Source organism: Streptomyces sp. G-G2 (assembly GCF_030063135.1).
GTDB lineage: Bacteria > Actinomycetota > Actinomycetes > Streptomycetales > Streptomycetaceae > Streptomyces.
This window is the reverse complement of sequence record NZ_JASISO010000020.1, coordinates 105,665-118,968: the sequence shown is the minus strand read 5'-3', so window position 1 is coordinate 118,968 and position 13,304 is coordinate 105,665. Positions and strand designations below refer to the sequence as shown.

The 13,304-nt window shown below is 72.8% G+C and carries 12 protein-coding genes and 1 pseudogene; 7 read left to right on the top strand and 6 right to left on the bottom strand.

Annotated elements, in window-relative coordinates:
• Window position 1 precedes the first annotated feature (1 nt).
• Window positions 2-508: a toxin-antitoxin system, toxin component gene (locus QMF80_RS17970; protein ID WP_283454481.1), complete on the bottom strand. Its 507-nt coding sequence runs from the start codon at window positions 506-508 to the stop codon at window positions 2-4.
• Between the two features lie 107 nt (window positions 509-615).
• A complete protein-coding gene (locus QMF80_RS17965; protein WP_283454433.1) occupies window positions 616-1,281 on the bottom strand; it encodes a helix-turn-helix domain-containing protein in 666 nt (221 codons plus the stop codon).
• Between the two features lie 336 nt (window positions 1,282-1,617).
• Here QMF80_RS17965 and QMF80_RS17955 point away from each other — a divergent pair, with 336 nt between their 5' ends.
• From QMF80_RS17955 to QMF80_RS17945, 3 genes are all read left to right on the top strand, one after another.
• Window positions 1,618-2,490, top strand: a complete 873-nt coding sequence (locus QMF80_RS17955) for an MmyB family transcriptional regulator (protein ID WP_349372218.1) — start codon at window positions 1,618-1,620, stop codon at window positions 2,488-2,490.
• 226 nt (window positions 2,491-2,716) lie between these two features.
• Entirely contained in the window at window positions 2,717-4,072 is a 1,356-nt protein-coding gene (locus QMF80_RS17950) for a 6-phospho-beta-glucosidase (RefSeq protein ID WP_283454431.1), read from the top strand.
• A gap of 72 nt (window positions 4,073-4,144) precedes the next feature.
• Window positions 4,145-6,253: an MDR family MFS transporter gene (locus QMF80_RS17945; protein WP_502962875.1), complete on the top strand. Its 2,109-nt coding sequence runs from the start codon at window positions 4,145-4,147 to the stop codon at window positions 6,251-6,253.
• Window positions 6,254-6,339: 86 nt separating this feature from the next.
• Here QMF80_RS17945 and QMF80_RS17940 read toward each other — a convergent pair whose 3' ends face one another.
• Window positions 6,340-6,888, bottom strand: coding sequence for a nucleotide triphosphate diphosphatase NUDT15 (locus tag QMF80_RS17940; RefSeq protein WP_283454429.1), 549 nt, complete (start codon window positions 6,886-6,888; stop codon window positions 6,340-6,342).
• Window positions 6,885-7,429, bottom strand: a pseudogene (locus QMF80_RS17935) (helix-turn-helix domain-containing protein). Before QMF80_RS17935 ends, QMF80_RS17940 begins: the two are co-directional and overlap by 4 nt.
• 66 nt (window positions 7,430-7,495) lie before the next feature.
• On the opposite strand from QMF80_RS17935, the gene QMF80_RS17930 reads away from it, so the two are divergent.
• Window positions 7,496-8,455 carry an NAD(P)/FAD-dependent oxidoreductase gene (locus QMF80_RS17930; protein ID WP_283454427.1) on the top strand — a complete coding sequence of 320 codons (960 nt, stop codon included), beginning with the start codon at window positions 7,496-7,498 and terminating at the stop codon, window positions 8,453-8,455.
• Between the two features lie 137 nt (window positions 8,456-8,592).
• Window positions 8,593-10,110, top strand: coding sequence for an NAD(P)/FAD-dependent oxidoreductase (locus QMF80_RS17925; protein ID WP_283454425.1), 1,518 nt, complete (start codon window positions 8,593-8,595; stop codon window positions 10,108-10,110).
• A 78-nt stretch (window positions 10,111-10,188) separates the two neighbouring features.
• Here QMF80_RS17925 and QMF80_RS17920 read toward each other — a convergent pair whose 3' ends face one another.
• Window positions 10,189-11,262: an ATP-dependent DNA ligase gene (locus tag QMF80_RS17920; protein ID WP_283454423.1), complete on the bottom strand. Its 1,074-nt coding sequence runs from the start codon at window positions 11,260-11,262 to the stop codon at window positions 10,189-10,191.
• A gap of 139 nt (window positions 11,263-11,401) precedes the next feature.
• Here QMF80_RS17920 and ligD point away from each other — a divergent pair, with 139 nt between their 5' ends.
• Together ligD and QMF80_RS17910 are read left to right on the top strand one after the other, a co-directional pair.
• Window positions 11,402-12,421: a non-homologous end-joining DNA ligase gene (gene ligD / locus QMF80_RS17915; protein ID WP_283454421.1), complete on the top strand. Its 1,020-nt coding sequence runs from the start codon at window positions 11,402-11,404 to the stop codon at window positions 12,419-12,421.
• 86 nt (window positions 12,422-12,507) lie between these two features.
• Window positions 12,508-12,759, top strand: a complete 252-nt coding sequence (locus QMF80_RS17910; RefSeq protein ID WP_283454476.1) for a WhiB family transcriptional regulator — start codon at window positions 12,508-12,510, stop codon at window positions 12,757-12,759.
• A 10-nt stretch (window positions 12,760-12,769) separates the two neighbouring features.
• Here QMF80_RS17910 and QMF80_RS17905 read toward each other — a convergent pair whose 3' ends face one another.
• Window positions 12,770-13,261 (bottom strand): hypothetical protein, encoded by a 492-nt coding sequence (locus QMF80_RS17905; RefSeq protein WP_283454419.1) that lies wholly within the window; start codon window positions 13,259-13,261, stop codon window positions 12,770-12,772.
• Between the last annotated feature and the right edge of the window lie 43 nt (window positions 13,262-13,304).

Here is a 13,304-nt window from a genome sequence, read left to right as displayed (position 1 = left end):
TTCAGCCTCGTGGTCCTCGGTAGCCGAGGGACGCCTCGATGCGTCCCGCGAGTTTGTCGCGTTGGGTCGGGGCGGGCCCCAGGGCGGCGGACAGCCACGGGCGGCACTTGCTGCCGAGCAGCAGGCCGAAGGTCTCGGCCTCCGTCTCCTCCTGGACGTCGGCGCGGGTGCGCGCGGCGACCCGGCGGACCGCCTCGCTGAGGTCGGCCTCGTCGGACAGCAGTCGGGCGGCGACGGCCGCGCCGTCCACGTGGTGGCTGCAGTGGCCCGCCTTCATGTGCCACAGCTCATGGCCGAGGATCACCAACTGGTGGTCCGGGGCGGTGCGTTCCTCCACGACGACCAGGTCCCGGTCCGCCATGTCGAGCCACAGGCCGCTGGCCGTCCCCGGAGGGAAGGAGGCCATCCGGAACTCCACCGGGCGGCCGCGGTGTTTGCTCATGCCCTCGCACAGGGTGGCGTAGAGGTCCACGGGTGCCACGGGTGCGGCGAGCCGGATGCCGGCCATCAGCTCTCCGCACAGCCGCCGCTGCTCTCTTCCTATGCTCACCGTTCTCCCCGTCGGAGCGGATCCGGATCAGGACTCAAGGGTCGGACCCAGGCGTTGCGGCCGGGTCATGATTCTGTCGGTTTGACGCTTTCGAGAAGCATGTCCAGCCATTCCGTCACTTTGTCCCGGTGTTTGTCGCTGGGCAGTTGAGCCGCGCGCCAGGCGATGCCCCGCACACCGTGGTCCTGAAGGAGTCTTGCCAGCGGATCGCCCATTGAAGCCTGTGCCGGTACGGTCTGCCGCTCGCGCCCCGCGAAATCCTGGAGCAGCTGCTGTTCGGTGCGCAGCAGGGCGTCGGTGAGGGCGTCGGCGTCGTGCGCGGCGAGGAAGCCCGCGTGTACCCCGAAGAAGCGCTGGATGGCGTCACAGTGCTCCATCGTGGGCCGCCGGTCACCGTTGATCAGGGCCCCGGCCTGCTGGCGCGACATGCCCGCGCCGTCCGCGATCTCCTGCTGCGTATAGCGGCGGCCGTTGGCCTTCACACGGGTGCGGCGGAGCAGGTCGAGGCGCTGGAGGAAGCGGGTCTGCAGGTCGGGCTCGTCCGTCGGCCGGCCTTCGAGCAGGCTCTTGACCCCATCGGTCGGGACGCCGGAGGCCTCCGAGAGCCGACGCAGGTCGAAGACCTCGTCCGGGTCCCGCCCCAGTGTGCCCGCGAGTTCGGCGACGCGCGTTACGGTGGCTGCCAAGGGCGCGTGGGCCACCGCGACGGGAGCCGGGAAGCCGTCTGTCACCAGTGGTTCTCCTAGATCGCGCGAAGGTCGGTTCGGGCCCGTGATCGGCCTCTGGAGGCTATCCCGTCAGCCCTTCAAGGACTAGAACTTGCCACAGCTGTGGCGTGAATGAGCTGTCAAGAGGCCGGAATTGCCACAATAGTTGACACTCGAATGAAGTCGGTAGCAGGATCGCCACACGGAAATGAAGATCCAGACCGTGAGAAGGGGGAGCTCTCGGTGCCACATCTCGCAGCGGTGGGCCCGTCCGATGGCCTCGCCCGAGCCGGTGAGGGGCGCCTGACGGGTGAGGAGCCCGTTCGTGGCGCGGTGCGGTCGGAGCGACGTAAAGAGATTTTGCGCCAACGGCGCGAAGAGCTGAACCTCAGCCAGGAGGACATGGCCGCCCGCCTGCGCATCAGTGTGCGTGCGTACGGCAACTGGGAACGCGGCCTGGTCAAGGAATGGACCGACCGCAAACTGCTGGCCCTCGCCGAGGCGCTGGAGCTGGGCGAACGCCAGTGCTTCTGGCTGTTCCGCGTCATGGTGGACCGCGATCCGCCGCCGACCTGGCGCGCCGCCGAGGAGAACCGGCTGCCCGCCGACCCGGCGCAGCGGGACTACCTGCGCGACTACGCCGCGCTGATGGAGGCAATGCCCTACCCGAGCTTCCTCGTGGATCACCGGTGGGACGTCGTGCTCACCAATTCGGCCTTCGACCAGCTCTTCCAGGCGGTCCGGCCGCACCCGACCGCCCTGCCCGACGACAACTTCCTGCGCTTCGTGCTGTTCCACCCGGACGCCGCGGCCGTGCTGGAGGACCACGAACCGGCCTGGTGCGTACCGCTGCTCGCGCAGTTCGCGACCGGGCTGGCCGCCGACCCCGAGGACGAGGGACTGCGCAGCATCCGCCAGGAGGTGGCCCGTGACCCGTTCATGGAGGCCGCCTACCGGTACGGGGTTCCGCACTGGCTCAGCACCTACGGGGCCGAGGCGGCGGAGCGCGACGGAGCGGTGCGTTCCGTACGGCATCCCGACCCGCGCTGGGGCACGACCCGCTGCCGGATGGTGGCCGAATCCGGCCACATGCTCGATGCCATGGGGCTGACCCGGATCACCCTGGTCCTGTCGGCGCCGCAGGGCGTACTGGCCGGGCCCGCGCCCGTCGGCGCGGGCGGCCCGCCGCAGACCGCCGCACGGCTGCGCGCCGTGCCGTCACCGGCGGAGTGACCCGCCGGGTGACACTGGTGCCATGGAACGTGGCACGGACGGCAGTGCCGTGACGGCACCGTCCGTGTCACCGAATGTGGCACGGATCGTGGCGCTGACGGGTGCGGCACGTGCCGCGGGCGTACGTGCGGTGCGGCGCGTGCGACAGGCGTACGTGCTGACGGCGCCACGGACGGTGGCGCGGAGAGCGGCGCGGGCTTCCCGCGCGGGCGAAGGGCGGTAGGGCGTGCGGCTGACGATCCTCGGCGGGGGCGGATTCCGGGTACCGCTGGTGTACGGGGCGCTGCTCGGCGACCGCGCCGAGGGCCGGGTGTCCCGGGTGACCCTGTACGACGCCGACCCCGGCAGGCTCGCCGCCATGACCCGGGTGCTCGCGGACCAGGCCGCGGCCGCCGGGGTGCCCGACGCGCCGGAGGTGACCGCCACCAAGAACCTCGACGAAGCCCTGCGCGGGGCCGACTTCGTCTTCTCCGCGATCCGCGTCGGCGGCCTGGACGGGCGCGCCACGGACGAGCGGGTCGCCCTGTCCGAGGGAGTGCTGGGACAGGAGACGGTCGGCGCGGGCGGGATCGCGTACGGCCTGCGCACCGTGCCGGTGGCCCGCGAGATCGCGCGCAGGATCGCCCGCAGCGCCCCCGGGGCCTGGGTCATCAACTTCACCAATCCGGCCGGACTGGTCACCGAGGCCATGGCCGAGGAACTGGGCGACCGGGTCATCGGCATCTGCGACTCCCCGGTGGGCCTCGGGCGCCGGATCGCCCGGCTGCTCGGCGCCCGTCCCGAGGAGGCCTGGATCGACTACGTCGGCCTCAACCACCTGGGCTGGGTCCGGGGCCTGCGCATCGGCGGCCGTGACGAACTGCCCCGGCTGCTCGCCGACACCGCGGCCCTGGAGTCCTTCGAGGAGGGCAGGCTCTTCGGCGCCGAATGGCTGCGCTCCCTGGGCGCGGTCCCGAACGAGTACCTGCACTACTACTACTTCAACCGCGAGACGGTACGGGCGTACCAGCAGGCGGAGCAGACCCGCGGCGCCTTCCTGCGCGACCAGCAGCGCGCCTTCTACACCGAGGCCGGGCTCCCCGGGCAGCGGGCCGGAGCGGCCCTGGCCGCCTGGGACCGTACCCGGGCCGAGCGCGAGGCCACCTACATGGCCGAGAACCGGGAGGCGGCGGGCGCCGGGGAGCGCGAGGAAAGCGACCTGGAGTCCGGCGGGTACGAGAAGGTGGCCCTCGCGCTGATGCGGGCCATCGCCCGGGACGAGCGGGCCACCCTGATCCTCAACGTCCGCAACCGCGCCACCCTGTCGGTCCTGGACCCCGAGGCCGTCATCGAGGTGCCCTGCCTCGTCGACGCCAACGGCGCGCATCCCGTGGGCGTCGACCCGCTGCCCTACCACGCGGTCGGCCTGGTCACGTCCGTCAAGGCGGCCGAGCGGGAGGTCCTGGCCGCCGCCGCGAGCGGTTCGCGCCGGGACGCGGTCAAGGCCTTCGCGCTGCACCCGCTGGTGGACTCGGTGGCGGTGGCCCGGCGGCTGCTGGACGGATACGTGCAAGAGCACCCGGGGCTGGCCTACCTGCGCTGATCCGGCGGGCGGCCCACCCGTTCGGCCCCGCGCCGCATGCGGCCGGACGGTGGCGCTGTGAGAGTGCGAGATGTGACCACAGCCTCCGGGGCAGCCCCCGAAACAGCGCCCGGCAGCGCCCCCGACGGAGCCGCCGCGATAGCCACCGCGCCGCCCGTGCTGGACCGGCGGCGGCGCAATGTCATCTTCGGCACGATCATGCTGGGCGTGCTGCTGGCGGCGCTCGACCAGACCATCGTGGGCACGGCCCTGCCCACGATCGTGGCGGATCTCGGCGGCGCGGAACACATGTCCTGGGTGGTCACCTCGTACCTCCTCGCGGAGACCGTCGCCACGGTGCTGGTGGGCAAGTTCGGTGACCTCTTCGGCCGCAAGATCATCTTCCAGATCTCCGCGATCGTCTTCATCACCGGCTCGTTCCTGTGCGGTCTCGCCGGGAACATGACCCTGCTCATCCTCTGGCGGGGCGTCCAGGGCATCGGCGCGGGCGGGCTGATGGTCACCTCGATGGCGCTGATCGCCGATGTGGTGCCGCTGCGCGAACGCGGCAAGTACCAGGGCGCGATCGGCGCGGTGTTCGGCGTCGCGACGGTCATCGGCCCCTTGCTGGGCGGGCTGTTCACCGACCACCTCAGCTGGCGCTGGGCCTTCTACGTCAATGTGCCGATCGCGGTCCTGGTGGTGGTGGCCGCCGCCCGTACGATCCCCTCAGTACGGTCCGGGGCACGCCCGGCCATCGACTACCTGGGCATCGCCCTCGTCGCGATCGGCGCCAGCGCGCTGATCCTGGGCACCAGTTGGGGCGGCAACGAGTACGCGTGGGGCTCACCCGCCATCATCGGGCTGTTCGTGGGCGGGGTGGTCGCGCTCGCGCTCTTCTGCCTGGTGGAGAACCGGGCGGCCCAACCGATGCTGCCCATGCGGCTGTTCCTGAACCCGGTGTTCACCGTGTGCTCCGTACTGAGCTTCGTGGTGGGCTTCGCGATGCTGGGCGCGATGACCTTCCTGCCGACCTACCTCCAGTACGTGGACGGGGATTCGGCCACCATCTCCGGTGTCCGCACCCTGCCGATGGTCATCGGTCTGCTGATCGCCTCCGTCTTCAGCGGCAACGTCACCAGTAAGACCGGCCGTTACCGGATCTTCCCCATCGTCGGCTGCCTGGTGATGGGCGTCGGGCTCTACCTGCTCTCCCGGATGGGCCCCGGGACCGGCGCCACCCTCGAATCGCTGTACATGTTCGTGCTCGGCGCCGGGATCGGCCTGAGCATGCAGGTGCTGACGATCGCCGTGCAGAACACCGTGGACTATGCCGACCTCGGCACCGCGACCTCGGGCGTCACCTTCTTCCGCACCCTGGGCAGCTCCTTCGGTACGGCCGTCTTCGGCACCCTCTACGCCAACAGCCTGACGCCCGGCCTGAAGACCGGCGTGGCCGAGGCGGCCCGGGCCACGGGCGGCGACCCGGCCGCGATCGGTGTCCAGGCGCAGAGCCCGCAGGGCGTGCACGGCCTCGATCCGGCGGCGGCCGCCCCGGTGATCGCCGCCTACGCGGACGCCCTGCACACGGTGTTCCTGTGGACGGTGCCGGTCGCGGCGGTCGGCTTCGTCGTCGCGCTCTTCCTCAAGCAGGTGCACCTGCGCGACACCGCACGGGCCGGTTCGACGGACATGGGCGACGGCTTCGCCTCACCGGCCACCGCCTCGGGGGATTCCGCCAAGCTGCTCGAGCTGGCCGTCGGCAAAATCGTCCGGACCATGGGCCCGGAGCAGGCACGGGGCATCGTCAGCGGCTCCGACACCCGGCTCGACATGGCGGGCGCCTGGGCGGTGATGCAGGTGGACCTGCTGACCCGCACGGTCGGCCACGCCAGCCTCGGCCTGGTGGCGTCCCGCCGCTCGTTGCCCCCGGAGGTCCTGCTGCCCGTCTTCGACCGGATGGTGGAGGAGGGCTACCTCACGCGGGACGGCTCCTTCTTCGCCCACACCCCGGCCGGGGCCCGGGAGGCCGCGGTCATCTCGCACGCCTGGGCCGACTGGCTCGGCGACCAGCTCGAACGCGACCGGGGCCGCCCGCGCAGCGCCGAACTGCGGGCGGCGGCGGACGCGATCGCGAAGCGGCTGCTGGCGGAGGATCTGGGGGAGGGCAACTTCGCGCCGCGCTCCCTGACGCGGGTGTAGCGGGACCCTCGACCGGCGCGGCCGTCCCTTTCGGAACGTCCGGGGCGAACCTTGCCCGACGCGGCACTGGATCCGAAGGAGACGGGCTAAGCCGTCGGATAGTCGTAGGACGGGACCGGCGCCGGCATGGTGAGGTCCGGGCGCCAGGTGCGCAGTACGGCCGCGGTGGGTGCGTACAGCGCGGCGGGGATCGCGTCGGGCGCGAACCACTCCCAGCGGGTGATCTTGTGTGGTTCGGTCACGGCCGGGGTCCCCTCGGCGGCCCCGGTCACGGCGGCCGCCGTCAGCCGGGTCAGGGACGAGCGGGCGTCGATCTGGACCGCCAGGACGCGTACGTCCCCGGGAGCCACTCGCAGATCCGTTTCCTCGGCCAGTTCACGCGCGGCGGCCTGCTCGAAGCCCTCGCCGGGATCGACCTTGCCGCCCGGCAGCTCCCAGCGCCCGTCGTGGGCCCGGCCGAGCAGTACCCGGCCGTCGGCGTCGAGTACGACGAGGCCGACGCCGACGACGGCGTTGGGCTGCGGGACGGCGCGTGCGGGCTGCTGCCCGGCCGGGCTGTCGGCTTCGCGGGCGCCGGTCGCTTCGTGCGGGCCGGTCGCTTCACGAGGGCCGGTCGCTTCGTGCGGGCTGGTCATACGGGGTCCTTCTCTCGGGTGGTGGGGCGGGCGCGTACGTGCATCCGCTCGCCCTGCGGTCCGAACAGGCTCAGGTATTCCGTCGGCTGCGCGGCCGCGTTGAAGAAGGCGTGCGGGGTCCGGGTGTCGAACTCCGCCGCCTCCCCGGGCCCGAGGACGAGATCGTCGGGGCGGTCGACGTGCTCGGTCGCGGGCGGGAGGACCTGCTTGAAGGCGTGCACCCCGCCGAAGTTCCGGGTGAGGGTACGTAGGTCGTCCCGTGCCGGACGAAGGGGCGCGGGCGGATCCGCGGATCCCCGGTGTCCGGGGCGCCGACCAGCTCGTTGAGCGCGACCCGGTGCGCCTTCGCCAGCGGGAGCAGCAGCTCCAGCGTGGGCCTGCGGCGCCCGGATTCCAGCCGGGACAGGGTCGAGAGGGAGATCCCGGTGGCCTCGCTGAGCTGGGCGAGGGTGATCCCGCGTTCCTGGCGCAGCGTGCGCAGGCGCGGGCCCACGGTGGTGAGCACGCGGGCGAAATCCTCGTCGTCTTCAGCGGGAACCATGATCCCATTTGCCGGTTCGGCAACAGCGTTTGTCAAGATGGAACGCCCGCGCGCATCCTCGCGCTCATGAAACTCGAAACGCGGGCGACGGAGATCGTGATCATCGGCGGCGGGGCCGCCGGGCTCAGTGCGGCGGTGACCCTGGCCCGGGCCCGCCGCTCGGTCCTGGTGATCGACGCCGGTCACCCGCGCAACGCCCCGGCCGCCCATGCGCACGGATTCCTCGGCCACGACGGGATCGATCCCGCCGAGCTGCTGGCCCGGGGGCGGCGGGAGGCGATCGGTTACGGAGCCCGGATCGTTCCCGGTACCGCAGTCGCGGCCGACCCGCTGCCCGGCGGCGGCTTCCTCGTGCACCGCGACGACGGTTCCACCGTCCGCGCCGAGCGGCTCCTGGTGGCGACCGGGCTGGTGGACGAGCTGCCCGGCGTACCGGGCCTGGCCGCCCGCTGGGGCCGCGACGTCCTGCACTGCCCGTACTGCCACGGCTGGGAGGTGCGGGACCTGCCCCTCGCGGTGCTGGCCACCGGGCCGCTGGCGGTGCGCCAGGCGCTGCTGTGGCGGCAGTGGAGCGAGCGGGTCACCCTCCTCGCGCACACCTGGCGGGTGCCGGACGCGGACCGCGCGACGCTGGCCGCCCGGGGCATCGAGGTGGCCGAGGGCGAGGTGACCGGGCTGACGCGGACGGACGACGACCGGCTCGCGGGGGTGGCCCTGGCGGGCGGCGGCTCCGTGGTGTGCCGTGCCCTGATCGTGGCGCCGCGGTTCCTGGCCCGTTCGGGGGTGCTGAGCGCGCTGGGTCTGCGGGCGGTACGCGAGGAACGCGACGGGCACGACATCGGCACCCGGGTCGAGGCCGGGCCGGGCGGCGCCACCGCCCTCCCGGGGGTGTGGGTGGCCGGGAACGTCACCTCGCCCATGGACAACGTCGTCGCGGCGGCCGCGCAGGGGGCCCGCGCGGCGATCGAGATCAACGGGGACCTGGTCGAAGCGGAGGCCCGGGCGGCGGAGGCCGGGGTGGGCTGAGGTCCGGGCGGCGCGGGCGGCGGTGGGCTGAGGTCCGGGCGCCGCGGGCGCCGGCCGTGCCGCCCGCGGCGGGCTGACCGCGCGCGGCGCGGGGCCCGGTGTCGATCGCCTGTGCGAGTTTCGGTCAGGTTCCGCCCGTGCAGGCTCTGGGCGATCTGATCGTCGTACAGCTCATCGGCTCAGGGGGACGCAATATGGCACACGTGCTGGTCATCGGGGGCGGCGTCGGCGGGATGGCCACCGCGCTGCTGGCGGCGCGGCACGGGCACACGGCCGAGCTGTTCGAGCGGGACGCCCGGGCGCCGGGAACCGCCCTGGACCGGGACTCCTTCGGCTGGCGGCGGCCCTCGGTACCGCAGGCGACCCAGCCCCACGCGCTGCTCGGCGCGGCGCGCGTGCTGCTGCGCGACGAACTGCCCGACGTCCACCGGGAGATGCTCCGGCTGGGCGCGCGGGAGCGGCACGAGCTGGACTGGTTCGACGAACGCCCGCCCGCCCGGCCCGGCGACGAGGACCTCGTCATGCTCCAGGCCCGGCGCATCGTGCTGGAGAGCGCCCTGGCCACGGCGCTGCGCGGCGAGAGCGGCGTCGTCTCGCGGTACGGCGAGCCGGTGATCGGCCTGCTGACCGAGCGGGCGGCGGTGTTCGGGACCCCGGCCGGTGCGGGGGCCGACCCCGGGATACGGGTGACGGGTGTGGAAACCGGGGCGGGGGAGTACGAGGGTGACCTCGTCGTGGACGCGGGCGGCAGGCGCGGCGGTGCGGAACGCTGGCTCGCGGCGGCCGGGTGCCGCCCCGCCGCGGTCGAGCGGCACCGCACCGGGCTGGCGTACTTCTGCCGCTGGTACCGGCTGCCCGAAGGGCGCGAGGACGGACCGCGCCGCCCCTGGACCGTGACCGGCGGCACCTTCGCCGGATGCGCCGTCTTCCCGGCGGACAACGGGGTGTTCGCGGTGACCCTGTTCGTGCACACCCAGGACGCGACCCGTTCCGCGCTGCGCGATCCGGCCGTCTTCGAGGCGGCCGCCCGGTCCTTCCCGCCCGGCGCGGCCTGGCTGGAACTGGGCGCGGAGCCGCTGTCCGAGATCATGGCCACGGGGGGCCTGGACAACCGGTGGAGCGCGCTGGTCGACGAGCGGGGGCCGGTGGTGAGCGGGTTCGTGCCGGTCGGGGACGCGATCACCCACACCAATCCGACCTTGGGGCAGGGCACCTCGCTCGCGCTGTGGGCCGCGCTGCGGGTGGCCCGTACGGCGCACCGGGACCCGGGATCGGCGCGGTTCGCCGCCGATCACCACGCGTGGGCGGTGCGCACCCTCAAGCCGTGGTTCGACTTCCAGGTGGTGGCGGACACGGCCATCGGGGAGCGGTTCGCGACCCGGGCCGGGCGGACCGGGTCGGCGCGCGAGGTGGCCGCGCTCTTCGACTGCGCCCTGGAGGATCCGGAGGTGATGCGGGCCCGCGCGCGGGTGCGGCACCTGGCCGACCCGCCGGAGCGGGCCTACGCGGATCCGGCGGTCCGGGCCCGGGTCGCGCGGTGGCTCGCGGACCGTCCGCACTACGCGCCGAGCGCGGCCGGTCCGGACCGCGAGGAGTGGGAGCGGCTCACGTCCCGGCGCGTCGCGACCCCGCCGCGGGTCACGTCCCCCCGGTGACGCCGAGTCGGCGCGTCACGTGGCCCTGATGACGCCGAGTCGCGCGTCACGTGCCCCCGGTGAAGCGGAGTCCGCGGGTCACGTCTCCCCGGTGAGGCCGAGGACTTCGGCGAGGTCGAAGCCGACGACCTCCTCGAGCTGGGCGTACGTACAGCTCTCGGGCGTCCGGTCGGGACGCCAGCGGCGGAACTGGGCGGTGTGGCGGAAGCGGTCGCCCTCCATGTGGTCGTAGGCCACTTCCACCACCCTCTCCGGGCGCAGGGGCACCCACGACAGGTCCTTCTTGCCGGTCCAGCGGCTCTGCGCGCCGGGCAGTCGGGCGCCCTCGTGCGAGGACTCCTCGGCCCAGGCGGCCCAGGGGTGGCCCCGGGGGTCCGGCATGCGCAGCGGCGCGAGTTCGTCGACGAGTTCGGCGCGTCGCTTCATCGGGAAGGCCGCGCACACGCCCACGTGCTGGAGGGTGCCGTGCTCGTCGTGGAGCCCGAGGAGGAGCGATCCGACAATCGGACCGCTCTTGTGGAAACGGAAACCCGCGACGACGACGTCGGCCGTACGCTCGTGCTTGATCTTGAACATGAGGCGGGCATCGGGCCGGTAGGGCAGATCGAGCGGTTTGGCGATCACCCCGTCGAGTCCGGCGCCCTCGAACCGCTCGAACCACTCCTGCGCCAGTGCGGGGTCGGTGGTCGCGGGCGCGAGATGGACGGGGGGACGGGCCGTGGACATGACGCGGGTGAGCGCGGTACGCCGGTCGGCGAGCGGGGCGGCGAGGAGGGACTCGTCGCCGAGCGCGAGCAGATCGAAGGCGATGAAGCTGGCGGGGGTCCGGTCGGCCAGGAGGGTGACGCGGGACTCCGCGGGGTGGATCCGCTCGGTCAGGCGGTCGAAGTCCAGCCGCCCGCCCTGAACGATGACGATCTCCCCGTCCACCACGCAGCGCGGGGGGAGGTTCTCCTTGAGCGCCGACACCAGCTCGGGGAAGTAGCGGGCCAGGGACTTGCCCGTACGGCTGCCGATCTCGATCTCGTCCCCGTCCCGGTGGACGATCGCCCGGAAGCCGTCCCACTTCGCCTCGTACTGCATGCCCGCCGGGATCCGGGCCACGGATTTCGCGAGCATCGGCTTCACGGGCGGCATCACCGGCAGGTCCATGTCTCCTCCACGACTCCTGTCTCCTCCAGGTCCCCCGGGCCCCCGGGTCCTTCGTCCCCTCCACGACTCCGATTCTGCGGTCGTACGTCCGGACTCGCCCGGTATGCGAGGTGGGCCGAGCCCGCCTACCGTGGCGCACATGGGTGCTGCGGGCAATGCGATCGAGCTGGACGCGGGCGGACGGACGGTACGGCTGTCGAGCCCGGACAAGGTCTACTTTCCGGAGCGCGGTCTGACCAAGCTGGACGTGGCGCGGTACTACCTGGCCGTGGCGGACGGAATCACGCGCGCCCTGCGCGACCGCCCGACGACCCTGGAGCGTTTCCCGGACGGGGTGGAGGGCGAGTCCTTCTTCCAGAAGCGCGCCCCCAAGAACCTGCCCGACTGGATCCCGACGGCCCACATCGCCTTCCCCAGTGGGCGCACCGCCGACGAGATCTGCCCGACCGAGCCCGCCGCCGTGCTGTGGGCCGCGAACCTCGGCTGCCTGACCTTCCACCCCTGGCCGGTGCGCCGTACGGACACCGACCGGCCCGACGAACTGCGCATCGACCTCGACCCGCAGCCGGGGACCGACTACCACCACGCGGTGGCGGCGGCCCAGGAACTGCGCGCGCTGCTGGATGAGTTGGGGCTGCGCGGCTGGCCCAAGACCTCGGGCGGCCGCGGCCTGCACGTCTTCGTCCCGATCGAGCCGCGCTGGACGTTCACCGAGGTGCGGCGGTGCGCGATCGCGCTGGGCCGGGAGCTGGAGCGCAGGATGCCGGGCAAGGTCACCACGGCCTGGTGGAAGGAGGAGCGGGGCGAGCGGATCTTCGTCGACTACAACCAGACCGCGCGCGACCGCACGATCGCCTCGGCCTACTCCGTCCGCCCCCACCCCCACGCCCCGGTCTCCGCGCCGCTCCACTGGGACGAGGTGGACGCGGCGGAGCCACGGGACTTCGACATCGTGACGATGCCGGGGCGCTTCGCCGAACTGGGCGACGTACACGCGGACATGGACGAGCACGCCTTCAGCCTGGAGCCGGTCCTGGAACTGGCGGAGCGCGACGAACGCGAGCGCGGCATGAGCGACATGCCGTACCCCCCGGACTATCCGAAGATGCCGGGCGAGCCGAAGCGGGTCCAGCCGAGCCGCGCGAAACACGAGGACTGACGGCCCCGGCGTCGGCCGCGCCGGGAGGCTGTTGATCGGTCGTTGATCGGACGTACATCGGGCGCGGTGAGTATCTGCCCATGTCGATGAACACGAGCGAGCGCACGGTGACGACGACGGCGGCCCCCGCCTGGTACGAACTCGCCCTCTGCGCGCAGACGGGCCCCGGCTTCTTCTTCCCGGAGCCCGGGGCGTCCCTGCGGGACGCGAAGCGGCTGTGCGGCGCCTGCGAGGGGCGGGTCGCGTGCCTGGAGTACGCCCTGGCCAATGACGAGCGCTTCGGAGTGTGGGGCGGCCTGTCCGAGGGCGAACGCCACGCGCTGCGCCCGCGCGGCTGAACCCGCCGCCTCAGGTCTGCGTCCCCTTCCCGCCGCGCCGCATCAGCCCGACCCGCCGGGCGAGCGCGTCATCCCCACCGCCCCACCCCCCGGCCGGCACCCGCGCGGGCACGACACGCACGGGATAGTGCCCCCCCACTGGCGACACGACCCCCCCGAACCGCGGATCCCCGGCGAACCAGATCCGGTCGGGGTGGGCGTTCTGCTTTCTGGCCAGGTCGACGGGGAACGGTGTGACGCGGTACGAGGGCTCGAAAGATGCGGAGAAGGGAATGGACACGATTGTCGGGCTGGTGGCAGGTCGAGGTGGGTAAGAGCAGGTGTACTCCTGCCAGGGATAGGAGCGCAGAACGATCGCGACCCTGAGGCGACGCAGGTAGGCAAGGAAAACGATGGAGAGCAGGGGGACGGTCACCATGCAGATGAGGAGGAACCCGAAAGCTCCGTCGGGGAGGGGACTGGCATAGAAGAACCCTGGGGAGGCGGCGGTCATGACGAGCACGGCGACTAAAGTCGTCGAGCGTCGTGCTACCAGCCTTGCGTAC

Excerpts from the sequence above, each read along its gene's own strand:
- QMF80_RS17970 (WP_283454481.1), bottom strand. The coding sequence starts at position 508 with ATGGCCGGCATCCGGCTCGCCGCACCCGTGGCACCCGTGGACCTCTAC.
- QMF80_RS17940 (WP_283454429.1), bottom strand. The coding sequence starts at position 6,888 with ATGACCAGCCCGCACGAAGCGACCGGCCCTCGTGAAGCGACCGGCCCG.
- QMF80_RS17930 (WP_283454427.1), top strand. The coding sequence starts at position 7,496 with ATGAAACTCGAAACGCGGGCGACGGAGATCGTGATCATCGGCGGCGGG.
- QMF80_RS17920 (WP_283454423.1), bottom strand. The coding sequence starts at position 11,262 with ATGGACCTGCCGGTGATGCCGCCCGTGAAGCCGATGCTCGCGAAATCC.
- ligD (WP_283454421.1), top strand. The coding sequence starts at position 11,402 with ATGGGTGCTGCGGGCAATGCGATCGAGCTGGACGCGGGCGGACGGACG.
- QMF80_RS17910 (WP_283454476.1), top strand. The coding sequence starts at position 12,508 with ATGAACACGAGCGAGCGCACGGTGACGACGACGGCGGCCCCCGCCTGG.